This window comes from Roseovarius sp. A-2, assembly GCF_002072155.1.
GTDB lineage: Bacteria > Pseudomonadota > Alphaproteobacteria > Rhodobacterales > Rhodobacteraceae > Roseovarius.
In genome coordinates, this window is the sequence record NZ_BDIY01000029.1 from 1 (window position 1) to 22,402 (window position 22,402).

The following is a 22,402-nucleotide window of genomic DNA, read 5'->3' on the forward strand; positions in this document are numbered from 1 at the left end:
CGGTCGTGGCCATCCAGACCAACCTTCGCAAGCAGAACGCGTATCTGTGTCGACATGGGTTTCCTCCCTATAAGACTCGCTGTCGAAATTTCGTATACGGAATACGATTGCTGGAAAAATGTCAAGCTTTGATGCATGATGAGGACAAGATCGTGCCGACAGACAGGATCCCGCAGGATGGCTCGAAGAAAGACTCTCTCACGAACGACCATAGCAGATCGGACGTATGACGCGTTGCTCGAGGCGATCTGCAGCGGCGCGTTGCCCGTCGGAGCGCGTCTCAATCAGGACGAGATCGCAGCGCGGCTGAATGTCTCGCGCCAACCGGTCAATCGCGCGATCGCTATGCTCAAGGCGCAGCATTTCCTCGAAGATACCGGCAAGCGCGGCGTGGTGGTTGCGGCTTTGGATCCGCTGCTCTTCCGGTCGATCTACGAGCTGCGCACGGTGATCGAACCACTCAGCGCGCAGCTGGCTGCCGCTGCGATCACTCCGGCGGCGATGGCCCGGGGGCGCAGCCTCATCGCGCAGGGCAAGGCATTGACAGATGGTGAAGATCACGCCGCTGCGCTGCGCGCGGACATGGCGTTTCACGATCTGCTCTACACGCTTGCGGGCAATGTCCTGATCGCCGAGGCGATGCGTCTGAACTGGCGGCACCTGCACCGTGCGATGTCCGAGGCGTTGAGCCGTCCCGGCGCGACCGGCCGGATCTGGATCGAGCACGAGGCAATCTTCGAGGCAATCTGCCGAGGCGATGCAGATGCGGCCGCGCGGCACATGTCCACGCACATGCGCGATTCGTTTTTTCGGGCGCTGCCGGGAAACCCGCCGCTTGCCTGACGCGGCGCGGGCCTTATAGTTGACGGGCTAGGTGCCCCGACAAGGGGAGAATCGGGAAGCCGGTGCAAGACCGGCGCGGGCCCGCCGCTGTAAGGGGGACCGGACGGACACAGGCCACTGGGTGCTATGCGCATCCGGGAAGGCGTCCGGTCGGGAGGAACCCAAGCCAGAAGACCGGCCTGGTGACATCGCACCCCCGCGACAGGACATCGCGGGGCCTTGTCATCTTGCGGAGGCCATCCATGTATCAGGAACCCAAGCTGTCCACGCCCGGGCCGAGCCCGGCGCGCGCCTTTTCCGAAACCGAGCGTAAGGCGCTTCACGACATCATCGCCGCGCGTCGCGACGTTCGGAACGAATTCCTGCCTGACGACATCGATCCCGAGGCGCTGCGCCGCGTTCTAGAGGCAGCTCATGCCGCGCCCTCTGTCGGGTTCATGCAGCCGTGGAATTTCATCCTGCTGCGTGATGCCGAGCAGAGGCGGCGGGTGCACGACGCCTTTGCCGCCGCCAATGAAGAGGCCGCGCAGATGTTCGAGGCCGGGCGACGGACGGAGTACCGCGCGCTCAAGCTCGAGGGCATCCTCAAGGCGCCGCTCAACATCGCCGTGACCTGCGACCGCACGCGGGGCGGCAAGGTCGTTCTGGGACGCACGCACAACCGCGACATGGATCTCTTTTCGACGGTTTGCGCGGTGCAGAACATGTGGCTTGCGGCGCGCGCCGAGGGTATCGGCATGGGTTGGGTAAGCATCTTCCGGCCCGAAGACCTGCGCGCCATCCTGCGCTTGCCGGAGCATGTCGAGATCGTCGCCTACCTGTGCCTCGGATACGTGTCCGAGCTGTTCGACGGACCGGAACTGGCGGCAAGAGGCTGGCGGCAACGGCTCGAGCTCGACAGCCTGATCATGAACGAGCGCTGGGAGGGCTGATGAACCCTCAGACCAGCGAGAGCGCCACCCAGCAGGCAGTTTCCGCCAGCAGCTGGGTGGCACCGAGCACGTCCCCGGTGAGGCCGCCGAGCTTGCGCCTGGCCGCCGCGCCGACGGCAAGCGCGACCAGTAAGCAGCTTCCAAGGAGAAGCACGCGATTCGGGCAGAGCAAAACGGCAAGCACGGTCAGGATGACCGCCGCCATGCCGCCTCGTGTGCGTCCCGCGGCGCTGTGGCCCAGCCCGTCGGCACGGGCGGGCGGCAGGGTTTCCTGCAACAGCACCATCGCCGCGCGGCTCAGCGCGCCTATGGCAAGAAACTGCATCGGCCCCGCCCCGGGTCCGAGCTCGGCCAGCGCCATGGCCCAGAGCAGTGTCACCAGTCCCAGCGCCACCGCGCCGTAGCTGCCGAGGCGGCTGTCGCGCATGATCTCGAGCGCATGGTTGCGGTCCCTGCCGCCGCCCATGCCGTCGGCGAAATCCGCCAGCCCGTCGAAATGCATCGCTCCGGTCAGCAGCGCCAGCGCGCCGATGCTCAGAACCGCCGCCACCGGTCCGGCCCCCGCCAGCGAGAACACCGTCCAGCCGATCAGACCCGCGAAAAGCCCCACCAGCGGAAAGGCCCAGCGGGCCGTCGCCAGTGCCGGCGCCTCGCCCGGAATACGGCCCGCGGGAAGGCGCGTGAGCAGCATCAGCGCGAGCTGTATCTCGCGCAGGCGTCTCATGCCCCGGCGACCCCGGCTTCGGCAAAGGTCGCCATCCCGTTGTGGCAGGCAAGCGCCGCGCGCAGAACGCCAAGCGCCACCGCCGCGCCCGAGCCTTCGCCAAGCGCCATGTCCAGTGCCAGGATCGGCTCCAGCCCCATCGCGGCGAGCAGGCGGGCGTGGCCCGGCTCGCGGCTGACATGGCCGACGAGGCAATGGTCGAGAAAACGCGGGTCGGCAGCAAAGAGCGGCGCCATGGCAGCGGTGCAGATGAACCCGTCCAGCAACACCGGAATGCACCGTTCCCGTGCCTCGATCAGCGCGCCGCACAGCGCCGCCTGTTCGCGCCCGCCAAGCGCCGACAGCAGGCCCAGCCCCCGCGCGTCCGCATGCAGGGCACAGGCTCGCGCCACCGCGTCGCGCTTGCGGGCAAGCCCGGCGTCATCCGAGCCGGTGCCGCGCCCGATCCAGTCCGCCGGTGCGCCGCCGAAGGCCGCACAGGCGAGCGTTGCGGCAATGGTCGAGTTGCCGATGCCCATTTCGCCCAGCAGCAGGATGTCCGCTTCGGGTGACACTGCCGCGGCGCCCCGGCGCAGCTCGGCCAGGGTCTCGGCTTCGGTCATCGCGGCGGTTTCGGTGATGTCCCCTGTCGGGCAATCCAGGTCGCAGGCGACGACCGACAGCTCGGCCCCGGATACCCGGCAAAGCTGGTTGATCGCGGCGCCGCCATGTTCGAAATTGGCCACCATCTGCGCGGTGACCTCCTGCGGGAAAGGGTTCACCCCCTGGGCGCAGATCCCGTGATTGCCGGCAAAGACCAGCGCCTGCGCCTGGCCGATCTCGGGACGCGCGCGCTGCTGCCAGGAGGCCATGAACAGCGCGAGGTCCTCGAGCCGCCCAAGCGCGCCCGGCGGCTTGGTCAGGGTCGCCTGCCGTTCGGCGGCGGCGGCACGGGCCGCATCGTCGGCGGCCGGCAGACGGTCGCCCAGGCGGGCGACATCGTCCAGGGAGGTCAGATCAGAAAGGATGGTCATTCGGTTTCACTCTCATCGGTTGGCCCGCGACCGCGAGCCAGACTTCGTCACAGGCCGTGGCGACGGCCTGGTTTACCCAGCCGGCGGCGTCGCGGAACGACCGGCCAAGCGCGGTTTCAGGCACGATCCCCAGTCCGACCTCGTTGCCGACAAAGATCACGTCGGACCGCTGGCGCGCGATCTCGGCGGTCAGGGCGTTGGTTTCGGCGCGCCAGTCGGCCTCGGCCAGTATCAGGTTCGTGAGCCAGAGCGTCAGGCAATCGACCAGCCTCGGAACACCTTCGTCACTTGCCCGCAACGCGGCGCAAAGATCCAGAGGCGCATGCAGGTCCTGCCATGCGGCGCCGCGTCGCGCCCGGTGCTGCGCGATGCGCTCGGACATCTCCGTGTCCTCGGGCATAGGATGAGCGGTGGCGATATAGATCGCCCGGCCGCAGGACCGCAGAGCCCGCGTTTCGGCGAGTTGCGATTTGCCGGAGCGCGCTCCGCCGGTAATAAGAACGGATCTGACCATGGGCCAAAGGGAAACCATTCCTGAAGGGAAAAGGAAAGAAAATTCGTATACGGAATACGAATTACCGTTGCGAGGAGCCCCTCGCGACCGGTAGGTTCAGGGTGACGCAAGCAGCAGAGGACGCGGCGCAAGGTGCTCGAAACACGGGTTTCCGTCAGTGGTCATTTCGGAGAATGGCTGCAGGGACGATACGGGCCGGATGGCCCGGTGGCACTGGTGACAGTGCCGTGCCCGGCGCTGCGCATCACCACGCCGGGCGATGCACCGGCGCTGTTCCCGCAGACCGAGCTGCGCCGCTTTGCCGACTTGCTTGGAATCGCTCCGTACTTTCCCGGGACGGCACGGGCGCTGCCGGTGGGCGCTGGCGCCGGAGCCTCGACGGCAACGCTGGTGGCGCTGGCCCGTGCAGCGGGATTCGAAGGGACGGCAGAGGCGCTTGCCCGCGCCTGCCTCGCCATCGAGGGCGCCAGTGATCCGCTGATGTTCGACCAGCCCGACACCCTGCTCTGGGCCTCTCGCGAGGGGCGCGTGCTGCGGCATTTGCCTGCGATGCCGGCCTGCGAGATCGTGGGAGGGTTCTCTGGCCCGGCAGTGAGGACCGACGCGCAGGACAGCGATTACGACGACATCCGCGATCTTGTCGACGCATGGGCCGAGGCGGCGGCCCGCTCAGACCTGGAAAGACTGGCAGCGCTTGCCTCGGCCTCGGCAAGGCGGTGCGCCCGGCGGCGCGGTCCGGCCGGTGATCCGACGCCGGATCTGGCGCGCAAGCTCGGCGCGCTCGGCTGGCAGCGCGCGCATACCGGCTCGGCGCGGGGTCTGATCTTTGCTCCCGGGACGGTTCCCGCGCATGCCGAGGCGATGTTGACCGCCGCAGGCCTGCGCCACGTTCTGCGCTTTGTGACGGGGGGCGCATGAGTTTTGCGCTGATGATGTTGGGCGCAATGGCGCTGGATGCTGCCATTGACTGGCCCGCATGGCTTTACCGCGCCATCGGCCATCCGGTGACCTGGCTCGGGCGGGTGATCTCTGCGCTGGAACGACGGTTGAACACGGGGACACGTGCGCGGCGGATCGCGGCGGGGGCGCTGTGCTGCGGTGCCGTGCTCTGTGTTGCAGGGCTTCCGGCCCTGGCGGCGCAGGCGCTTATGCCGGACACGCTGGCCGGGGCGCTGATCGGTGCGGTGCTCGCCTGGCCGCTGGTGGCGCTGCGGTCGATGCACGATCATGTGGCGGCCATCGCGCGTCCGCTTGCCGCCGAGGACCTGCCCGGCGCGCGCAGGGCTGTGTCGATGATCGTCGGGCGCGATCCCGAGCAGCTGGATGCGGGGGGCGTCGCGCGCGCGGCGACCGAGAGCCTTGCCGAGAACGCCTCGGACGGGATCGTTGCGCCCCTCTTCTGGGGCGCGATCGCAGGGCTGCCGGGAATCACGCTCTACAAGGCGATCAACACGATGGATTCGATGATCGGGCACCGCAATGATCGTTATGAGGCCTTCGGCAAGGTCGCTGCCCGGCTCGACGACCTGGTGAACCTGCTCCCCGCGCGCCTGACAGGGCTGCTCTTTGCGTTGACCTCTAGGCGCACGCGCCATGCGCTGCGGGTGATGTGGCGCGACGCGGGGCGACATCGCTCGCCCAATGCAGGCTGGCCGGAATCGGCGATGGCGGCGGCGCTTGGCATCCGCCTGTCGGGGCCGCGCATCTATGGCAGCCATGTCGCGCCCGAGCCCTGGCTCAACGAAGGCGCGCCCGATCCCTCTGCCGCGGACCTGTGGCGTGCGCTTGCGCTGTTCCGGCGCGGCATGGGGCTCGGCGCGGTTGCGCTGGCGCTCGCGTTCCTCGTGGGGTGATCCAAATGAAAGACCGCATGACGGGCCGTGATCACGGCGGCAATCTCGACGCGGCGATGACGCGGTTCGGCGGGACAAAGGCCGACTGGATCGACCTCTCGACCGGGATCAACCCGGACCCCTATCCGGTGCCGCCACTGGATCCGGACTGCTGGGCGGTGCTGCCACGCAGGCAGGACATGGCTCGGCTGATCGAGGCCGCCCGCATTGCCTACCGGACTCCGGCGGGCATCGTGGCGATGAACGGCGCGCAGGGTGCGATCCAGGCAATCCCGGTGCTGCGCGCGCCGGGCCGGGCCGCGGTGCTGTCGCCGACCTACAACGAACACGCCGGGGCTCTGGCTGCCGCCGGGTGGCAGGCGGCCGAGGCCCGCACGCTCGCCGAGACGGAGGGGGCCGACCTTGCCGTCGTCGTGACGCCGAACAACCCCGACGGTCGGGTAACGACGCCCGAGGCGCTCGAGGCGCTTGCCGCCCGGGTGGGCCTGCTGATCGTCGACGAAAGCTTTGCCGATGCCGACCCGGCGCAATCCATCGCGCCGCGCCTCGGGCCGGGGCTGGCGAATGTCATCGTGCTGCGGTCCTTCGGGAAGTTCTACGGGCTCGCCGGGCTGCGGCTGGGCTTTGCTCTCGCCCATGGCGAACTGTCGGAACGGCTGGCGCAGCGCGCAGGGCCCTGGCCCGTCAGCGGCCCGGCGATCGAGATTGCATCGGCAGCGCTCACCGACACCCGCTGGCACGCCGCCTGCTGCGACAGGCTTGCCAGGGGCGCGGCGCGGCTCGATGCGCTGGCGGCGCGGGCGGGCTGGAAGCTCCTGGGCGGCACGACGCTGTTCCGCACCTATGTCACGCCTGATGCCGAGGCCGCGCAGGAGCATCTCGCGCGCGACCATGTCTGGAGCCGCATCTTTCCCTATTCCGGCAGCTGGATGCGCCTTGGGCTGCCGCCTGCGGATCGCTGGCAGCAGCTCGAGGACGCCCTAGCCCGCCAGCCCTAGCAGCCCGTCCACATCGAGATGCGCCTCGAGATGCGCGGCCAGCGCGTCGAGGGTCTGCTCGACGCGGGATGCGTAGCGCGCTTCGGAGGGCGGCGCGCCGAGCCCTTCCAGAAAGGCGCGGCGAAAGGCGTCCTGCGTGAACATGCCGTGCAGGTAGCTGCCGGTCACGAGGCCATCCGCCGAGCGGGCGCCCTCGGGCACACCGTCCACCATCGCGAAGGGCCGCGCCCGGTCGGGGCCGTCCGAAACGCCGATGTGGATCTCGTAGCCATCGACCTCGCATCCCGTCGCGACATGCTGCGCGCGCACCTCGCGCAGGCTCTTGTCGGCGCTCATCACCGTCTCGATGTCCAGCAGGCCGAGGCCTGGGGTCTCGCCAGCCTCGCCCTCGATACCCATCGGATCGCAGACCTTCCGCCCCAGCATCTGATAGCCGCCGCAGATCCCCATGACCCGCCCGCCGCGCCGGTGATGCGCGGCGATGTCGATGTCCCAGCCCTGCGTCCGCAGGAAGGCAAGATCGCCGCAGGTGGACTTCGAGCCGGGGATCAGAACAAGATCCGCATCCGCCGGGATCGGACGCCCCGGGGGCAGCATGGTCACCCGGATTCCCTCTTCCTGCGTCAGCGGGTCGAGATCGTCGAAATTCGCGATGCGCGAGAGCTGAAGGCAGACGATGTGGATGCCGCTCGTGCCCCGCGCCTGCCCGATGTCGAGCGCATCCTCAGCGGGCAGCCGCCAAGCCTCGGGGAACCAGGGCGCGATGCCGAAGCCGCGCCAACCGGTATGTTTCCCGATCATCCGGTAGCCGTCTTCGAAGAGCCGGACATCACCGCGGAACTTGTTGACGAGGAACCCCTTGATGCGGGCCCGATCCTCGGGCGGAAGCACCGCCTGCGTGCCGACGATCTGCGCGATCACCCCGCCCCGGTCGATGTCGCCGCAGAGCACGACCGGCACGTCCGCCATCTCGACAAAGCCCATGTTGGCAATGTCGGCCTGCCGCAGGTTGATCTCGGCCGGGCTGCCCGCGCCTTCGACGATCACCAGGTCATGCGCGCCCCGCAGCCGCTCGAAGCTGTCCAGCACCGAGGCGCGCAGCGCCGGTTTCAGCCCAGCATAATCGAGCGCCTTGGTCGTGGTCAGGCGCTTTCCCTGCACCACCACCTGCGCGCCGATGTCGGTCTCGGGCTTCAGGAGTACCGGGTTCATGTCCACATGCGCGGGGATCCCGCAGGCCAGCGCCTGAAGCGCCTGGGCACGGCCGATCTCGCCGCCCTCGCAGACGGCGGCATTGTTCGACATGTTCTGCGGCTTGAACGGCGCAACGCGTAGCCCGCGCAGCTTTGCCGCCCGGCACAGCCCCGCCACCAGCATCGACTTGCCGACGTTCGAGCCGGTGCCCTGGATCATCAGCGCGGGCATTCAGAACTCCACGCCCTGCTGCGCCTTGATCCCGTCGCGGAACGGATGCTTGACGAGCGTCATCTCGGTCACCAGATCCGCCGCCTCGATCAGCTCGGGCTTGGCATTGCGCCCGGTGAGGCAGACATGGGTCATCTGCGGCTTCTGCGTCAGAAGGAAATCGACCACCTCGTCGATGTCGAGATAGTCATAGCGCAGCGCGATGTTGATCTCGTCGAGCAGCACGAAACGGATCTCGGGATCGAGGATCTGCTCCTTGGCGATCTCCCAGCCGCGACGTGCGGCGGCGATGTCCCGCTCGCGGTCCTGCGTTTCCCAGGTAAAGCCCTCGCCCGACACGAAGAACCGGCATTCCTCGGCAAAGCGTTTCCGAATCATTTCGGCCTCTCCGGTGATCCAGTTGCCCTTGATGAACTGCACGACGGCGCAGGGCATGCCATGCGCGATACAGCGCAGGATCATCCCGAACCCGGACGAGGACTTGCCCTTTCCGGGCCCTGTATGCACCAGGATCAGGCCCTTTTCCTCGGTCCTGCCAGCCATCATCCGATCGCGCGCGGCCTTGATCTTCTTCATCTTTTCCGTGTGGCGGGCGGCGTCTTCGTCTTTCATGTCAATCTCCGCTCTTGACTCGTATACGAAATTTGCTTCATGTGAACCTACGCTGGTGCCTGTGTAAACAGGTGAAAAGGGAATGTTGGATTTCGGGGCCCTTGCCGGACCCGGTGTCAAGACAGCCGCCCCCGCGACCGTGAACGGAAGAGGGTTTCCGACGCCACTGGCCATGTGCCGGGAAGGTGGAGACCCGCAGGGCCTATGGCCCGAAACGCCGTGAGCCGGGAGACCTGCCAGCCCGAAACGAAGACCGATCGGACGGGGTGTGCCGGTGTCGGAGTGCGTCCGGGCGTGCCCCCGACGCGGTTCCGCCCGAGCCCCCTGCCCGCCAAGCCGATGGGGCCGCGAGAATGAAAGACAGCTTGCACGCGCAAGAGACAGAGCTGCTGGTCTGCGTGACCTGCCGCCGCAAGGGCGCGCCGCCCGAAGACGAGCGCCGCCCGGGCCGGGTGCTCTTTGACGCGATCCTCGCGCAGGACGTGCCCGAGGGGCTGCGGGTGACGCCGGTCGAATGCCTTCAGAACTGCTCTCAATCCTGCACTGTCGCGCTGCGCGGTGGCGACGAGAAATGGACCTATGTCTTTTCCAACGTCGACGAGACCGAGCATGCCGGGATGATCCTTTCCGGCGCCGCGCAATATCACGCCGCGCCCGACGGGGTGATCCCCTGGCGCGAGCGCCCCGAGCACTTCAAGCGCAATTGCCTTGCGCGCATCCCTCCCATCCGCCCTGCATCCCCCAAGGAGTCCTGATCCATGAGCGATCTGTCCAAGCTTCCCGTCACCGTGATCACCGGCTTTCTCGGCTCTGGAAAGACCACGCTGATTTCCCACCTGATGCAGAATCCGGGCGGACGGCGGCTTGCCGTGGTGGTGAACGAATTCGGTGATGTCGGAGTCGACGGCGAGATCCTGCGCGGCTGCGCCATCCCCGACTGCCCCGCCGAGAACATCGTCGAGCTGGCCAACGGCTGCATCTGCTGCACCGTGGCCGATGATTTCATCCCGACCATCGAGGCGCTGATGAAGCTCGAGCCGCGCCCCGATCACATCCTGATTGAGACCTCGGGCCTGGCGCTGCCGAAGCCGCTGCTGAAGGCCTTCGACTGGCCCGAGATCCGCGCGAAGATCACCGTCGACGGGGTGATCGCCCTTGCCGATGCCGAGGCGGTCGCGGCGGGCCGGTTTGCCCCCGACGTGGCGAAGGTGGACGCGCAGCGCGCCGCCGATGACAGCATCGATCATGAAACACCGCTGTCCGAGGTCTTCGAGGACCAGCTGAGTTGCGCCGACATCGTGCTGCTCACCAAGCCCGATCTCGCCGGCCCCGATGGCATCGCCAGGGCGCGCGAGATCATCGCCGCCGAAGCGCCGCGCCCGCTGCCGGTGGTCGAGGTCGCCGAGGGCGTGGTGGATGCGCGGGTGATCCTCGGGCTCGAGGCCGCCGCGGAGAATGACCTCGATGCGCGCCCCAGCCACCACGACGGCGCCCCCGAGCATGACCACGACGAATTCGAGAGCATCGTGCTGCCGCTGCCCGTGGTGCCCGACGCGGCGGGGTTGGCCGCGCTGCTGGAACGTCTGGCGCGCGAGCACGACATCCTGCGGATCAAGGGCTATGCTGCCGTTTCGGGCAAGCCGATGCGGCTGCTCGTGCAGGCGGTGGGCGCGCGGGTGCGTCACCAGTACGACCGCATGTGGAGCGCGGACGAGCCGCGCAACGGTCAGCTGGTGGTCATCGCCGAGCATGACCGGCTCGACGCCGCGGCGCTGCGCGCGGCGCTGGCCCCCGTGACGGCGGGCTGAGCCGATGCACGTCCTCTTCCGCGAAAGCCACGGGCTCGAGGACAGCGCGGTTCCGACCGACCTCGCGCAGGATCCGGCGGATCTGGTGGTGCTGTCCTTTTCGGACAGCGATCTGGGGGCCTTTGCGGAAGGCTGGCACCGGGCGGCCGGCGGCCTGCCCTCGCTGCGGCTGGCGAACCTCTCGGCGCTGCGGCACCCGCTGTCGGTCGACACCTATGTCGAGCAGACGCTGGCAGGAGCGAAAGGCATTCTCGTGCGGCTGATCGGCGGGATGCCCTATTGGGACTACGGGCTGCGGCAGGTGCAGGCGCTGGCCCAGGCGCGCGGCATCGCTCTGGCGGTGCTGCCTGCCGACGGGCGCGAGGATGCGCGGCTGGATGCGGTCTCGACCCTGCCGGTCTCGACCCTGCGCCGGCTGGCGGAGCTGTGCGACACCGGCGGCGCGGTGGCCGCGCAGGCGGCACTGGCGCAGATGGCGCTGGCCTCGGGGCTTTATGCCGCGCCGGTTCGCGGCTCGAAGGCCTTGCCGACGGTCGGTCTGTGGACGCCCGAGGGGGGTGCAATGTCGCCTGCGGCGGCGAGAGGCGCTGCCCCTCGCGCTTCCCGGAGTATTTGCGGAAAAATGAATGGGCGGCGGGTGCTCGTCGTGTTCTACCGCTCCTATCTCGTGGCCGCCGACATGGCCCCGGTAGAGGCCTTGTTCGAGGCGTTCCACGCCGAGGGGGCCGAGGTGACGGGTCTTTACGCGCCGTCGCTGAAGGGTGCGGCGCAGTCCGGGCCGCTGGCCGAGGCGATCCGCGATGCGGCACCGGACGTGATCATCAATCTCACCGCCTTTTCCGCGGCCTCGGGCGAGTCCGCGCCGGTGCTGGACGCGGCGGGTGTGCCGGTGTTCCAGGCGGTGATGGCGACCTCGTCGCGGCTGGCCTGGGCAGAGGCGGAGCGCGGTCTTTCGCCTGCCGACCTGGCGATGCACGTGGTGCTGCCCGAGGTCGACGGGCGGCTGATGGGCGGGGTGATCTCGTTCAAGCAGGCGGGCCTGCGCGACCCCGATCTGCAGCATGCGCGCAGTCGCCACTGCCCAGAGCCCGCGCGCATCGCCGCGCTGGTGGCGCGGGTCGGCGGCTGGATGGCGCTGGCGGGACAGGCGCCCGCGGAGCGCCGGGTGGCGCTCATGCTTTCGACCTATCCCGGCAAGGACTGGAACATCGGGCATGCGGTGGGGCTCGACGCGCTCGCCTCCGCCGAGGCGATCCTGTCGGACCTGTGCGATGCCGGCCATGACGTGCCGCCCTGCGGAGGGCTCGAGGCGGGGCTGCAGGCCGCGAAGATCCGCCTGCCGCTGGAGCGCTACCGCGCCGCGCTGGAGGCGCTGTCGCCGCAGTTGCGCGAGAGCCTGGCCGAGGCCCGGGGGGCGCCCGAAGAGGATGCTCTCTGCCGCGACGGCGCGTTCCACCTCACCGGGCTGCGCCTTGGCAAGGCGCTGGTGCTGCTGCAACCGGAGCGCGGCAACCCGGCGCAGCGTGCGGAGGAGTACCACGACCTCTCGCGCCTGCCCTGCCACGCCTATGTCGCGCTGTACCTCTGGCTGCGCGAGGAGGCCGACGCGCTGGTCCACATCGGCGCCCATGGCACGCTGGAATGGCTGCCGGGCAAATCGGTCGCCCTGTCGGATGACTGCTGGCCCGAGATACTGACCGGCGCGCTGCCGGTGCTCTACCCGTTCATCGTCAACGATCCCGGCGAGGCGGCACAGGCCAAGCGGCGCATCGGGGCGTTGACACTCGGGCATCTGCCGCCACCCCTGCGCGAGACCGGAACGCCCGACAGGCTCGGCCCGCTGGAGGCGCTGCTTGACGAGTTCTCCACCGCCGACGGGCTCGACCCGCGCCGCCGCGACAAGCTCATGCAGGACATCCGGGCCGAGGCGGAGGCGCGGGGTCTCGGGGCCGATCTGGGGCTGGGCGAAGTCTGCGGCGCCGAGGCGATCACCCGCATCGACCGCTTTGTCTGCGACATCAAGGACAGCCGCTTTCCCGAGGGGCTGCATGTCTGGGGCCGCACCGGCGCCTGCGCCGCGCAGGAGCGCGATGCGCTGCTTGCCGCACTGGACGGGCGGCGGATCGCGGCGGGGCCGTCGGGGTCGCCCTACCGCGGGCGCAGCGATGTGCTGCCCACCGGGCGCAACCTCTTCACCACTGATCCCCGCGCGGTTCCGACCCGGGCCGCCTACACCCAGGGCGTGGCGCTCGCCGAGGAACTGGTGCGCCGCCACCTGCAGGACGAAGGTGACTGGCCGCACGGGCTGGTGGTCGATCTCTGGGGCTCGGCCACGATGCGCACGGCGGGCGAGGAATTCGCCATGGCGCTGCACCTTCTTGGCGTGCGTCCGCGCTGGGACGACGGCTCGGGCCGGGTGAGCGGCTTCGAGATCCTGCCCGTGGCAGAGCTCGACCGTCCGCGCATCGACGTGACGCTGCGGGTGTCGGGCCTTTTTCGCGACGTGTTCGCACCGCTTTCGGCACTGTTCTCGCAGGCGGTGCGCGCGCTGTCGCAGCGCGACGAGGCGCCGGACTGGAACCCCTATGCTGGCCGCGATGCCGGCGCGCGGGTCTTTGGGCCGGAGCCGGGGCGCTACGGGCTGGCTATGGGCGACCTTGCGGAACAGGACCGCCATGTCGCCGGGCAGGCCTGGCTTGCCGCCTCTTCCTGGGCGCTCGACGGCGAGACCGCGCACCACGACCCCGAGACGCTGCGCGCGCAGGTCGCGGCGGCGGATGCCTTTGTGCACCTTCAGGACCTGCCCGAAACCGACCTGTTGATGGCGGCCGATTACGCCGCCCACGAAGCCGGGTTTGCCGCCGCGCAGGCGGTGACGGGCGGCGCGGCGCGGCTGTGGCATCTAGATGCAACCGATCCGGCACGGCCCCGCGCCCGCGCCCTGCCCGAGGAAATCGCCCGCACGGTTCATTCCCGCGCTGCGAACCCCGCGTGGATCGCCTCGATGCGCGCCCACGGCTTTCGGGGTGCCGCCGAGATCGCGGCGACACTCGAGCATATGGCCGCCTTTGCGCAGCTGGCCGGAGCGGTGGCTCCGAAGCTCTTTGATCTCTTCCATGAGGAGACGCTTGGCGATCCCGAAACCGACGCCTTCCTGCGCGAGAGCAACCCCGGCGCCCATGCGGCAATGCTGGACCGCTTTGCGGCGCTGCAGGCCGCGGGGCTCTGGATGTCGCGGCGCAACGCGCGGGTGATGGCATGAGCGTGGTCAAGGGATGGTGTCCGGGCGCCCACCGCCCGATGCTGTCAGGGGACGGACTCGTTGTCCGGGTCCGTCCCTTTCGCGGCGAGCTGGACAGAGCGCAGATGCTTGGGCTGTGCGATCTTGCCGAGCGGTTCGGCAACGGGCTGATCGAGCTGACATCGCGCGCCAACCTGCAACTGCGGGGCATCGCGCAGGAGGATCACGTCGCGCTTCTTGCCGCGCTGGAAGGGCTGGGCCTGCTCGACCTCGATCCATCGCTCGAGGCGCGGCGAAACATGCTTGTCGCCCCGGACCGGTCCGCGGGCGATCTCACGGACCATCTTTGCGCCAGGTTGCTCGAAGCGCTGCCGCGGCTTCCCGAACTGCCCGAAAAGATGGGCTACGTGATTGACACCGGCGCCCGGGCCTGGCTTGGCGAGGCGATCGGCGACTTCCGGCTGGAACTGGCCGGGGATGGCACGCTGCTGCTGCGCGCCGACGGTGTGGCCCTCGGTCGGCCCGTCACCGAGGCCGAGGTGGTTCCAGCGATCATCGAGCTTGCGGACTGGTTCGTCGGCACCGGCGGTCGCGACAGCGGACGCATGGCGCGCCATGTCGCAAAGGCCGAGCTTCCCGAGATGTGGCAGCGGGCCGCACCGCGCGCGCAGGGCTGGCCGGAGCCGGGCATCGATCCTGAGCTGGGCGCGGTGCTTGGCGTGCCCTTCGGCGCGCTCGAGCCGGAGGCTCTGCGCGGCCTTTTCGCCCAATGCGGTGCCACGGCGCTGCGCCCCCTGCCGGGCCGGATGCTGCGCATTCTCTGCCCGCAGCCCGAGGCTGCGCTGCACCCCGGCTTTGTCGGGGCACCGGGCGCGCCCGAGATGCGCGCCTCGGCCTGCCCCGGCGCCCCCTTCTGCCCTGCCGCCAGCGTCGAGACCCGGTCCCTTGCCCGCACGCTTGCGCGTCGGACCGGCGCCGCCGGCGATGCCAATTCCAATACCGGGGGCAGCCTGCATGTGTCGGGCTGCGCCAAGGGCTGTGCCCATCCGCGCCGTGCTGACCTCACGCTGGTGGGGCGGGACGGTCGTTTCGATCTTGTCCGGGGCGGAGCGCCTTGGGACCCGCCGAGCCTGACGGGCCTTGACCCGTCGCAAATTCCCGACGCCATCCGGAGCGCCTGAATGCCCTACGATTACCAGAAGGATGGCGCTGCCATCTACACCGAGAGCTTCGCGACCATACGCGCCGAGGCCGACCTTGGCCGTTTTGACGCGGATGAAGAGCCCATCGCCGTCCGCATGATCCATGCCGCGGGCATGGTCGGGCTGGAACGTCATGTGCGCTTTTCGGACGGCCTTGCCCGCGTTGCCCGCGCCGCGCTGGCGAATGGCGCGCCCATCCTCTGCGATGCACGCATGGTCTCGGAAGGCGTCACGCGCAAGCGCCTGCCGGCGGACAACGAGGTCATCTGCACCCTGCACGATCCCTCCGTGCCCGCGCTGGCGCAGGAAATGGGCAACACCCGCTCGGCGGCGGCGCTCGAACTCTGGCGGCCGCATCTGGGCGGCGCGCTCGTGGCCATCGGCAACGCGCCGACCGCGCTGTTCCACCTGCTGAACATGCTCGAGGATCCCGCCTGCCCGCGCCCCGCGGCCATCATCGGCTGCCCTGTCGGCTTTGTCGGCGCCATGGAAAGCAAGGATGCACTCTGGGCCGACCAACCGGTGCCCTGCTGCATCGTCGAGGGCCGCCTGGGCGGCAGCGCGATCACCGTCGCGGCGATCAACGCCATCGCGAGCCGGGCGGAATGAGCGTGCAGGAGGACCTGGCCCGTACCCAGGCGAACCCCATCCGTGGCACCATCCGCGGCGTAGGGCTCGGCCCCGGCGATCCCGAGCTGATGTCGGTCCGGGCGGACCGGCTGCTGCGCAGCGCGCGCCATGTCGCCTATTTCCGCAAGGCGGGCCGCGCGGGTCAGGCGCGCAGCATCGTCGAGGGGATGCTTCCCGAGGGGGTCGTCGAGATCGCCATGGAATACCCGGTCACCACCGAGATCCCGCTGGACGATCCGCGCTACAACGAGATCCTGTCAGAGTTCTATGCAGAGTGCACCGCTCGGCTCAAGGCGCTGTCGGACGCCGGTCACGACGTGCTGGTGCTCGCCGAGGGCGATCCTTTCTTCTACGGCTCGTTCATGCATCTCTACACCCGGCTGACCGGGCTGGTCCCGCTCGAGATCGTGCCCGCGATCACCGGCATGTCCGCGGCCTGGGCGGCGACCGGCGCGCCGATCACCTGGGGCGACGACATTCTCAGCACGCTGATGGGCACGCTCTCGGAAGAGGTGCTGGCCGAGCAGATGCGCAACGCCGATGCGCTGGTGGTCATGAAGATCGGGCGCAACATCGACAAGGTGCGCCGCGCCCTGCGCCTCGCGGGCCGCTACGAGGACGCCTGGCTGGTGGAATACGCCGCCATGCCGAACCAGACGGTGCAGCGCCTCGCCGAGGCCGAAGGCCGCGTGACCCCCTATTTCTCCATCGTCATCGTGCACGGACAGGGGCGCAGGCCATGAGCGGCAGCATCACCATCGCGGGGCTCGGGCCCGGGGCCGAGGCGCTCGTCACCCCCGAGGTCACCGCCGCGCTAGCCGAGGCCACCGACGTCATCGGCTACATCCCCTATGTCGCCCGCGTTGCGCCCCGCCCCGGCCTGACGCTGCACCCGTCCCACAACCGGTTCGAGCTGGACCGCTCGCGCCATGCGCTGGAGCTGGCAACCCAGAGGCGGCGCGTCGTGGTCGTCTCGTCGGGAGATCCCGGTGTCTTTGCCATGGCCTCGGCAGTGTTCGAGGCGGTGGAGGCGGGACCGACCGCCTGGCGGGACCTCGACATCCGCGTGCTGCCCGGCATCACCGCGATGCTGGCGGCGGCGGCGCGGGCCGGCGCTCCGCTCGGGCATGATTTCTGCACCATCAACCTTTCGGACAACCTCAAGCCCTGGGCGCTGATCGAACGTCGGCTGAAGCTTGCTGCGCAGGCGGATTTCGCCATGGCCTTCTACAACCCGCGCTCGAAGTCCCGCCCCGAGGGGTTTGCCCGCACGCTCGAGGTTCTCAAGGAGGCTTGCGGCGACGCACGCCCGGTGATCTTTGCCCGTGCCGTCTCAACCCCCGAGGAACAGATCCGCGTGGTGCCGCTTCCGCAGTGCACGCCCGAGATGGCGGACATGCGGACAATGGTGATCGTCGGCAACTCCGCCACGCGGATCATCGAGCGCAGCGGACCGCCCATCGTCTACACCCCGAGGTCGGTGCCCGCATGAGCCAACCACTCCATCACCTGCGCGATCTCGTGTGTCTCTTGCCGGGGCGGCACCTGCGGCCGGTCGATCATCAGGACCGGCAGGCCAAGACGGCGCGCCGCCTCGATCTTGGCATAGGCCCCCGCGCCGCCGGAATTCTTCGAGACGACAAGCTCGATGCCGTGCTGCTGCATGAGCGCGATGTCGCCGTCGAGGGCAAAGGGGCCGCGGTCCACCACGACGGTGCAATCGGGCAGCGGCCGCGCCTCGGGCGGATCGACGAGCCGGAGCAGGTAGTGATGCTGCGGCTGGTACGCGAAATCCGCAAGGTGCATGCGGCCCACAGCGAGCATCACGCGCTGGTGCGGGCCCGTAAGCGCCTGCACCGCCCCGGCAATGTCCGGAACATGGATCCAGCGGTCGCCCTCCTCCGCCTGCCACGGCGCGCGGGTGAGCGCGATCAGCGGCACCTCCGCCCGTGCGCAGGCAGCCACGGCGTTGGCGCTCATCTGCGCGGCAAAGGGGTGGGTGGCGTCGATGACGTGGGTGATGCGCGCCTCGGCCAGGTAGTGCGCAAGCCCCTCAACCCCGCCGAAACCGCCGATGCGCAGGGGCAGCGCCTGCGCGGCGGGATTGGCCACGCGCCCGGCCATCGAGATCGTGCCGTTCAGCCCTGCCTCGGCAAGGGCGCGGCCAAGGCCCGTGCCTTCGGTGGTGCCGCCAAGCACGAGAAGGTTGCATGTCATGTCTGAGGCTCCGTGGCTGACCATCGTCGGTGTCGGAGAGGATGGCCCGGACGGGCTGTGCTCTGCAAGCCGAAGCGCGCTGGATGCGGCAGAGGTGGTCATGGGACCGCCCCGCCATCTTGCGCTGCTGCCCAAGGGCGCAGGCGAACGCCTGGCCTGGCCGGTGCCCTTTGCCGACGGTGTGGAGCAGCTGCTTGGCCTGCGCGGCCGGCGGGTTGTCGCGCTGGCTTCGGGCGATCCGTTCTGGTTCGGCGCGGGCGCGGTGCTGGCACGCAGGCTGTCGCCCGAGGACTGGCGCGCTCTTCCCGGGCGGTCCTGTTTCGCGCTGGCCGCCGCCCGGCTGGGCTGGCCGCTTGAGGACACCGTCTGCCTTGGGCTGCACGCCGCGCCGCTGGCTCGGATGCGCCCGGTTCTGGCGCCGGGGCGCAGGATGCTGGTGCTGCTGCGCGACGGCGCGGCGGTGGCGCAGCTTGCGGGCTACCTCGCGCAGGAAGGGTTCGGAGCGTCTGAACTGCACATCATGGAACGCCTCGGCGGACCGTCCGAACGTCTGACCCGCCAGCGTGCCGATGCTGGCGCCAGATCGCACGAGGCGCCGGTCTGTGTCGGCGTCGAGGTGGCCGGCAAGGGCCGGGTGCTGCCGCTGGCCTCGGGCCGGGCGGATGACTGGTTCGACAGTGGCGGCCAGATCACCAAGCGCCCGGTGCGGGCGCTGACCCTCTCGGCGCTGGCGCCCCGGCCCTTCGAGCATCTGTGGGACATCGGCGGCGGCTCGGGGTCCATCGCCATCGAATGGCTGCTGTCCGATGCCTCGCTGACGGCCACGGCGATCGAGCCCCGCCCCGACCGCGCCGCGCGCATCACCGCCAACGCCGCGCGGCTCGGGGTCGAGCGGCTGCGCGTGGTGCCCGGCTCGGCCCCCTGGGCGCTCGAAGAGCTGGAGCCTCCGCAGGCGGTCTTTGTCGGCGGCGGGCTGGATGCGGCCCTGCTGAAATGGCTGACCTCGCGGCTGCCACGCGGAACCCGCATCGTCGCAAACGCGGTGACGCTGGAAACCGAAAGCCTGCTGATCTCGGCCCAGGCGGCGCATGGCGGCGATCTGCTGCGGGTGCAGCTGGCCGAGACTCGCCCGCTGGGGCGCAAGCGGGGCTGGCAGACTGCCTTTCCGATCCTGCAATGGAGCGCGGTCACATGATCGTCGCGGGGTTCGGATTCCGCGCCCAGGCCCGGCCCGAAAGCCTGCGCGACGCGCTTGCCCAGGCCTGCCAGGGGCGCCGCGTGACGCAGCTGGCGACTGCGCAGGACAAGGCCGCGACCGCGACCTTTGCAACCTTTGCCCGCGCCGAGACCCTGCCCGCCCGGGCGATCCCGCCCGAGGCGCTTTGCGCGCAGACCACCGCCACATGTTCGGCCCGCGTGCTGGCCGAACGCGGCACCGGCTCGGTGGCAGAGGCCGCCGCCCTGGCTGCCGCAGGGCCCGGTGCGCGGCTTCTGGGGCCGCGCGTCTTTTCATCCGACCGCATGGCGAGCTGCGCGCTCGCCATGCAAGATCACCAAGGACAGGACACATGACCGTTCACTTCATCGGCGCCGGTCCCGGCGCGCCCGACCTGCTGACCCTGCGCGGCCGCGACATCATCGCCTCGTGTCCGGTCTGCCTCTATGCCGGATCGCTGGTGCCCGAGGCGATCCTTGCCCATTGCCCGCCCGGTGCGCGCATCATCAACACCGCGCCGCTGAGCCTCGGCGAGATCATCGACGAGATCCGCACGGCCCATGACGCGGGTCAGGACGTGGCGCGGCTGCATTCGGGCGATCTTTCGGTCTGGTCCGCCATGGGCGAGCAGATGCGTCGCCTGAAGGCGGAAGGAATCCCGGTGTCGGTGACGCCGGGCGTTCCGTCCTTTGCCGCCGCCGCCGCCGCCCTGGGGGCCGAGCTGACGCTGCCCGGCCTCGCGCAATCGCTGGTGCTGACGCGCACGCCGGGGCGGGCCTCGTCCATGCCCGAGGGCGAGACGCTGACCAATTTCGCCGCCACCGGCGCGACGCTGGCGATCCACCTGTCGATCCAGAACATCGCCGCCGTGGTGCGTGACCTCGCGCCCGCTTATGGCGCGGATTGCCCCGTTGCCGTGGTCTTTCGCGCCAGCTGGCCGGACGAGCGCATCATTCGCGGCACGCTGGCGGACATCGAAAGCCGTCTCGATGACGGCATCACCCGCACCGCGCTGATCCTCGTCGGCCCCGCGCTTGGTGGCGAGGGGTTTGCCGAAAGCTGCCTCTATGCGGCGGATTATGACCGGCGCTATCGCCCCCAAAGCGCGGGCAGCCCCTGGCAGGGCTGGGTGCCGGAGCCGCAGGATGGCTGACGGGCTGATGATCTCGGCCCCCGCCTCGGGGACCGGCAAGACCACGGTGATGCTTGGGCTGCTGAGGGCGCTGGCCGAGGACGGCCTCAAGGTGCAGCCCTTCAAGTCCGGCCCCGACTACATCGACCCGGCCTTTCACCTTGCGGCGGCGGGGCGGCACAGCTTCAACCTCGACGGCTGGGCGATGGGCGACGGGCTGTGGCAGGCCATCGCGGCGCAGGCGGCAGGGGCGGATATCTGCGTCGCCGAGGGGTCGATGGGGCTCTATGACGGAGTTGCCACCAAAGGCCTGCGCGGCTTCGGCAGCAGCGCCGAGACGGCGGTCTCGATGGGTTGGCCAGTGGTGCTGGTGATCGACGTCAGCGGCCAGGCGCAGAGCGCCGCCGCCACCGCGCTGGGGTTCCGGCAATACATGCCCGAGCTGCCCTTTGCGGGCGTGATCCTCAACCGCTGCGCCTCGCCCCGGCACGAGCGTCTGACCCGTGCCGGGATGGAACGCGCCGGGCTGCCGGTGCTGGGCGTGCTGCCGAGGCGTGGAGACCTCGCGCTGCCCGAGCGGCATCTGGGTCTGATCCAGGCGGTGGAGCATCCCGACCTCGACAAGGCCATCGCGGGCTATGCCGCCTTTCTGCGCGAACACGTGGACATTGGCGCGATCCGGGCGGCGGCGCGCGGCCATGCGCTGCCGGCCCCAAGCGCCCTGCCCCGCCCCCCGGCGCAGCGCATCGCAATTGCCCGCGACGCCGCGTTCTCCTTTACCTATCCGCACCTGCTGGAAGGCTGGCATGCGGCCGGGGCCGAGATCCTGCCCTTCTCGCCGCTGGCCGATGAAGCCCCAGACCCGGAGGCCGACCTTGCGTGGCTGCCCGGCGGCTATCCCGAATTGCATGCCGGGCAGCTTGCTGCGGCTCGGACTTTCCGCGACGGCCTGCGGAGCTTTGCGCAGACCCGCCCCGTTCATGGCGAGTGCGGCGGCTACATGGCGCTTGGCGCCGGGCTGATCGACAAGGAGGGCACGCGGCAAGAGATGGTCGGGCTGCTCGGCCTCGTGACCAGCTACGAAAAGCGCAAGTTCCACCTCGGCTACCGCCGCGCGGTGCTGAACGCGCCGATGCCCGGAAGCGCCCCCGGCGCGGCGCTGCGCGGGCACGAGTTCCACTACTCGACCATTCTCGAACAGCCCGACTCGCCGCTGGCACGCGTCAGCGACGCCGACGGCGCGCCCGTGCCCGAGACAGGCTCGGTGCGCGGCAATGTCACCGGCACCTTCTTTCACCTTATCTCGCAGGAGACCCCGTCATGAGCGGTTTCGTCAGTTTCGTCAGCTCCGGCCCCGGCGATCCCGAGCTGCTGACGCTCAAGGCCGTGGACCGTCTGGGTCGCGCCGATGCGGTTCTCTACGACGACCTCTCGGCCGGGCCGATCCTTAAGCACGCGCGTGAAGGGGCGGACCTTGTCGGCGTCGGAAAGCGTGCCGGTCGGCCCTCGCCCCGGCAGGATCACGTCAGCCGCCTGCTGGTGGATTATGCCAAAGTCGGGCAGCGCGTGGTGCGGCTGAAATCCGGCGACGGCGGCATTTTCGGGCGGCTCGAGGAAGAGCTGACCGCGCTCCGGGAGGCCGGGATCGAATACGAGATCATCCCCGGCGTGCCCTCGGCCTGCGCGGCGGCGGCGGCGGCGGGCATCCCGCTGACCCGGCGGCTGACCGCGCGGCGGGTGCAGTTCGCCACCGGCCACGACGTGACCGGCGCGCTGCCCGAGGATGCCAATATCGTGGCCCTCGCCGATCCGACGGCGACCACGGCGATCTTCATGGGCAAGCGCACCTTTCCCGGCCTCGCCGCGCGCCTGATCGCCGAGGGGCTGCCCCCCGAGACGCCCGCGTTGCTGGCGGAATCCGTCAGCCGCCCCGACCAGGCGATCTCGCGCCATACCGTCGCGAGCTTGGCCGAGCGGCTTACGTCCGAGCCCGGCGACAAGGCCGGGCTCATCCTGTTCGGACCTTTGGTAGAGGAGTGACA

General features: G+C 69.7%; 23 protein-coding genes and 2 riboswitches. Of the genes, 17 read left to right on the plus strand and 6 right to left on the minus strand.

Annotated elements, in window-relative coordinates:
• Positions 1 to 177: 177 nt before the first annotated feature.
• Positions 178 to 843: a GntR family transcriptional regulator gene (locus tag BHD06_RS20395; protein ID WP_080458809.1), complete on the plus strand. Its 666-nt coding sequence runs from the start codon at positions 178 to 180 to the stop codon at positions 841 to 843.
• A gap of 12 nt (positions 844 to 855) precedes the next feature.
• Positions 856 to 1,041: riboswitch (cobalamin riboswitch) on the plus strand.
• A gap of 44 nt (positions 1,042 to 1,085) precedes the next feature.
• The gene (gene bluB / locus BHD06_RS20400; RefSeq protein ID WP_080458810.1) at positions 1,086 to 1,775 is read left to right on the plus strand and encodes a 5,6-dimethylbenzimidazole synthase; all 690 of its coding nucleotides are present in this window, start codon (positions 1,086 to 1,088) and stop codon (positions 1,773 to 1,775) included.
• A 7-nt stretch (positions 1,776 to 1,782) separates the two neighbouring features.
• Here bluB and cobS read toward each other — a convergent pair whose 3' ends face one another.
• Genes cobS through cobU form a run of 3 tightly spaced genes read right to left on the minus strand, consistent with a single transcriptional unit; the run spans position 1,783 to position 4,044 of the window.
• Positions 1,783 to 2,499: an adenosylcobinamide-GDP ribazoletransferase gene (gene cobS, locus BHD06_RS20405; RefSeq protein WP_080458811.1), complete on the minus strand. Its 717-nt coding sequence runs from the start codon at positions 2,497 to 2,499 to the stop codon at positions 1,783 to 1,785.
• Positions 2,496 to 3,512 (minus strand): nicotinate-nucleotide--dimethylbenzimidazole phosphoribosyltransferase, encoded by a 1,017-nt coding sequence (gene cobT / locus BHD06_RS20410; protein ID WP_080458812.1) that lies wholly within the window; start codon positions 3,510 to 3,512, stop codon positions 2,496 to 2,498. Before cobT ends, cobS begins: the two co-directional genes overlap by 4 nt.
• On the minus strand, positions 3,496 to 4,044 hold the full coding sequence (cobU, locus tag BHD06_RS20415) for a bifunctional adenosylcobinamide kinase/adenosylcobinamide-phosphate guanylyltransferase (RefSeq protein WP_307718139.1): 549 nt from the start codon (positions 4,042 to 4,044) through the stop codon (positions 3,496 to 3,498). The genes cobT and cobU overlap by 17 nt, the downstream gene beginning before the upstream one ends.
• A gap of 189 nt (positions 4,045 to 4,233) precedes the next feature.
• On the opposite strand from cobU, the gene BHD06_RS20420 reads away from it, so the two are divergent.
• The 3 genes from BHD06_RS20420 to cobD are packed head-to-tail and all read left to right on the plus strand — an operon-like array spanning position 4,234 to position 6,877.
• The gene (locus BHD06_RS20420; RefSeq protein WP_303245700.1) at positions 4,234 to 4,944 is read left to right on the plus strand and encodes a hypothetical protein; all 711 of its coding nucleotides are present in this window, start codon (positions 4,234 to 4,236) and stop codon (positions 4,942 to 4,944) included.
• The gene (gene cbiB / locus BHD06_RS20425) at positions 4,941 to 5,879 is read left to right on the plus strand and encodes an adenosylcobinamide-phosphate synthase CbiB (RefSeq protein WP_080458815.1); all 939 of its coding nucleotides are present in this window, start codon (positions 4,941 to 4,943) and stop codon (positions 5,877 to 5,879) included. The genes BHD06_RS20420 and cbiB overlap by 4 nt, the downstream gene beginning before the upstream one ends.
• Positions 5,880 to 5,884: 5 nt before the next feature.
• Positions 5,885 to 6,877 (plus strand): threonine-phosphate decarboxylase CobD, encoded by a 993-nt coding sequence (cobD, locus tag BHD06_RS20430; protein ID WP_254892525.1) that lies wholly within the window; start codon positions 5,885 to 5,887, stop codon positions 6,875 to 6,877.
• Here cobD and BHD06_RS20435 read toward each other — a convergent pair.
• Entirely contained in the window at positions 6,860 to 8,302 is a 1,443-nt protein-coding gene (locus tag BHD06_RS20435) for a cobyric acid synthase (RefSeq protein ID WP_080458817.1), read from the minus strand. The two genes, cobD and BHD06_RS20435, sit on opposite strands and share 18 nt — an antisense overlap.
• Positions 8,303 to 8,914 (minus strand): cob(I)yrinic acid a,c-diamide adenosyltransferase, encoded by a 612-nt coding sequence (cobO, locus tag BHD06_RS20440; protein ID WP_080458818.1) that lies wholly within the window; start codon positions 8,912 to 8,914, stop codon positions 8,303 to 8,305.
• A 36-nt stretch (positions 8,915 to 8,950) separates the two neighbouring features.
• Positions 8,951 to 9,170: riboswitch (cobalamin riboswitch) on the plus strand.
• Between the two features lie 97 nt (positions 9,171 to 9,267).
• Here cobO and BHD06_RS20445 point away from each other — a divergent pair.
• From BHD06_RS20445 to cobJ, 7 genes are read left to right on the plus strand one after another with little or no spacing between them, the layout of a single operon-like run.
• Positions 9,268 to 9,669 (plus strand): DUF1636 domain-containing protein, encoded by a 402-nt coding sequence (locus BHD06_RS20445; protein WP_080458819.1) that lies wholly within the window; start codon positions 9,268 to 9,270, stop codon positions 9,667 to 9,669.
• A 3-nt stretch (positions 9,670 to 9,672) separates the two neighbouring features.
• Entirely contained in the window at positions 9,673 to 10,722 is a 1,050-nt protein-coding gene (gene cobW, locus BHD06_RS20450; RefSeq protein WP_080458820.1) for a cobalamin biosynthesis protein CobW, read from the plus strand.
• Positions 10,723 to 10,726: 4 nt separating this feature from the next.
• A complete protein-coding gene (gene cobN, locus BHD06_RS20455; RefSeq protein WP_080458821.1) occupies positions 10,727 to 13,984 on the plus strand; it encodes a cobaltochelatase subunit CobN in 3,258 nt (1,085 codons plus the stop codon).
• The gene (locus BHD06_RS20460; RefSeq protein ID WP_080458822.1) at positions 13,981 to 15,144 is read left to right on the plus strand and encodes a hypothetical protein; all 1,164 of its coding nucleotides are present in this window, start codon (positions 13,981 to 13,983) and stop codon (positions 15,142 to 15,144) included. The genes cobN and BHD06_RS20460 overlap by 4 nt, the downstream gene beginning before the upstream one ends.
• Positions 15,145 to 15,774 carry a precorrin-8X methylmutase gene (locus BHD06_RS20465; RefSeq protein WP_080458823.1) on the plus strand — a complete coding sequence of 210 codons (630 nt, stop codon included), beginning with the start codon at positions 15,145 to 15,147 and terminating at the stop codon, positions 15,772 to 15,774.
• The gene (locus tag BHD06_RS20470; protein WP_080458824.1) at positions 15,771 to 16,538 is read left to right on the plus strand and encodes a precorrin-2 C(20)-methyltransferase; all 768 of its coding nucleotides are present in this window, start codon (positions 15,771 to 15,773) and stop codon (positions 16,536 to 16,538) included. Before BHD06_RS20465 ends, BHD06_RS20470 begins: the two co-directional genes overlap by 4 nt.
• Entirely contained in the window at positions 16,535 to 17,287 is a 753-nt protein-coding gene (cobJ, locus tag BHD06_RS20475; protein ID WP_080458825.1) for a precorrin-3B C(17)-methyltransferase, read from the plus strand. Before BHD06_RS20470 ends, cobJ begins: the two co-directional genes overlap by 4 nt.
• Here the strand turns inward: cobJ and BHD06_RS20480 are convergent.
• On the minus strand, positions 17,260 to 18,012 hold the full coding sequence (locus tag BHD06_RS20480; RefSeq protein ID WP_080458826.1) for a cobalt-precorrin-6A reductase: 753 nt from the start codon (positions 18,010 to 18,012) through the stop codon (positions 17,260 to 17,262). The genes cobJ and BHD06_RS20480 overlap by 28 nt on opposite strands.
• Here BHD06_RS20480 and cbiE point away from each other — a divergent pair.
• Genes cbiE through cobA form a run of 5 tightly spaced genes read left to right on the plus strand, consistent with a single transcriptional unit; the run spans position 18,011 to position 22,400 of the window.
• Positions 18,011 to 19,207 (plus strand): precorrin-6y C5,15-methyltransferase (decarboxylating) subunit CbiE, encoded by a 1,197-nt coding sequence (gene cbiE / locus BHD06_RS20485; protein ID WP_080458827.1) that lies wholly within the window; start codon positions 18,011 to 18,013, stop codon positions 19,205 to 19,207. The genes BHD06_RS20480 and cbiE overlap by 2 nt on opposite strands.
• Entirely contained in the window at positions 19,204 to 19,584 is a 381-nt protein-coding gene (locus BHD06_RS20490; protein WP_080458828.1) for a cobalamin biosynthesis protein, read from the plus strand. Before cbiE ends, BHD06_RS20490 begins: the two co-directional genes overlap by 4 nt.
• Complete coding sequence (gene cobM / locus BHD06_RS20495; RefSeq protein ID WP_080458829.1) at positions 19,581 to 20,381, plus strand: precorrin-4 C(11)-methyltransferase; 801 nt, start codon at positions 19,581 to 19,583, stop codon at positions 20,379 to 20,381. The genes BHD06_RS20490 and cobM overlap by 4 nt, the downstream gene beginning before the upstream one ends.
• On the plus strand, positions 20,374 to 21,684 hold the full coding sequence (locus BHD06_RS20500) for a cobyrinate a,c-diamide synthase (RefSeq protein WP_080458830.1): 1,311 nt from the start codon (positions 20,374 to 20,376) through the stop codon (positions 21,682 to 21,684). Before cobM ends, BHD06_RS20500 begins: the two co-directional genes overlap by 8 nt.
• Complete coding sequence (gene cobA / locus BHD06_RS20505) at positions 21,681 to 22,400, plus strand: uroporphyrinogen-III C-methyltransferase (protein ID WP_080458831.1); 720 nt, start codon at positions 21,681 to 21,683, stop codon at positions 22,398 to 22,400. The genes BHD06_RS20500 and cobA overlap by 4 nt, the downstream gene beginning before the upstream one ends.
• Positions 22,401 to 22,402: the final 2 nt, after the last annotated feature.

What these genes read in the sequence shown, in the direction of transcription:
- cobS (WP_080458811.1), bottom strand. Translation starts at nt 2,499, where the DNA reads ATGAGACGCCTGCGCGAGATACAGCTCGCGCTGATGCTGCTCACGCGC.
- BHD06_RS20465 (WP_080458823.1), top strand. Translation starts at nt 15,145, where the DNA reads ATGCCCTACGATTACCAGAAGGATGGCGCTGCCATCTACACCGAGAGC.
- cobD (WP_254892525.1), top strand. Translation starts at nt 5,885, where the DNA reads ATGAAAGACCGCATGACGGGCCGTGATCACGGCGGCAATCTCGACGCG.
- cbiB (WP_080458815.1), top strand. Translation starts at nt 4,941, where the DNA reads ATGAGTTTTGCGCTGATGATGTTGGGCGCAATGGCGCTGGATGCTGCC.
- bluB (WP_080458810.1), top strand. Translation starts at nt 1,086, where the DNA reads ATGTATCAGGAACCCAAGCTGTCCACGCCCGGGCCGAGCCCGGCGCGC.
- BHD06_RS20395 (WP_080458809.1), top strand. Translation starts at nt 178, where the DNA reads ATGGCTCGAAGAAAGACTCTCTCACGAACGACCATAGCAGATCGGACG.
- cobO (WP_080458818.1), bottom strand. Translation starts at nt 8,914, where the DNA reads ATGAAAGACGAAGACGCCGCCCGCCACACGGAAAAGATGAAGAAGATC.
- cobM (WP_080458829.1), top strand. Translation starts at nt 19,581, where the DNA reads ATGACCGTTCACTTCATCGGCGCCGGTCCCGGCGCGCCCGACCTGCTG.
- BHD06_RS20435 (WP_080458817.1), bottom strand. Translation starts at nt 8,302, where the DNA reads ATGCCCGCGCTGATGATCCAGGGCACCGGCTCGAACGTCGGCAAGTCG.
- cobN (WP_080458821.1), top strand. Translation starts at nt 10,727, where the DNA reads ATGCACGTCCTCTTCCGCGAAAGCCACGGGCTCGAGGACAGCGCGGTT.
- cobA (WP_080458831.1), top strand. Translation starts at nt 21,681, where the DNA reads ATGAGCGGTTTCGTCAGTTTCGTCAGCTCCGGCCCCGGCGATCCCGAG.
- BHD06_RS20490 (WP_080458828.1), top strand. Translation starts at nt 19,204, where the DNA reads ATGATCGTCGCGGGGTTCGGATTCCGCGCCCAGGCCCGGCCCGAAAGC.
- cobJ (WP_080458825.1), top strand. Translation starts at nt 16,535, where the DNA reads ATGAGCGGCAGCATCACCATCGCGGGGCTCGGGCCCGGGGCCGAGGCG.
- BHD06_RS20445 (WP_080458819.1), top strand. Translation starts at nt 9,268, where the DNA reads ATGAAAGACAGCTTGCACGCGCAAGAGACAGAGCTGCTGGTCTGCGTG.
- cobW (WP_080458820.1), top strand. Translation starts at nt 9,673, where the DNA reads ATGAGCGATCTGTCCAAGCTTCCCGTCACCGTGATCACCGGCTTTCTC.
- BHD06_RS20460 (WP_080458822.1), top strand. Translation starts at nt 13,981, where the DNA reads ATGAGCGTGGTCAAGGGATGGTGTCCGGGCGCCCACCGCCCGATGCTG.
- cobU (WP_307718139.1), bottom strand. Translation starts at nt 4,044, where the DNA reads ATGGTTTCCCTTTGGCCCATGGTCAGATCCGTTCTTATTACCGGCGGA.
- BHD06_RS20480 (WP_080458826.1), bottom strand. Translation starts at nt 18,012, where the DNA reads ATGACATGCAACCTTCTCGTGCTTGGCGGCACCACCGAAGGCACGGGC.
- BHD06_RS20470 (WP_080458824.1), top strand. Translation starts at nt 15,771, where the DNA reads ATGAGCGTGCAGGAGGACCTGGCCCGTACCCAGGCGAACCCCATCCGT.
- BHD06_RS20500 (WP_080458830.1), top strand. Translation starts at nt 20,374, where the DNA reads ATGGCTGACGGGCTGATGATCTCGGCCCCCGCCTCGGGGACCGGCAAG.
- cobT (WP_080458812.1), bottom strand. Translation starts at nt 3,512, where the DNA reads ATGACCATCCTTTCTGATCTGACCTCCCTGGACGATGTCGCCCGCCTG.
- cbiE (WP_080458827.1), top strand. Translation starts at nt 18,011, where the DNA reads ATGTCTGAGGCTCCGTGGCTGACCATCGTCGGTGTCGGAGAGGATGGC.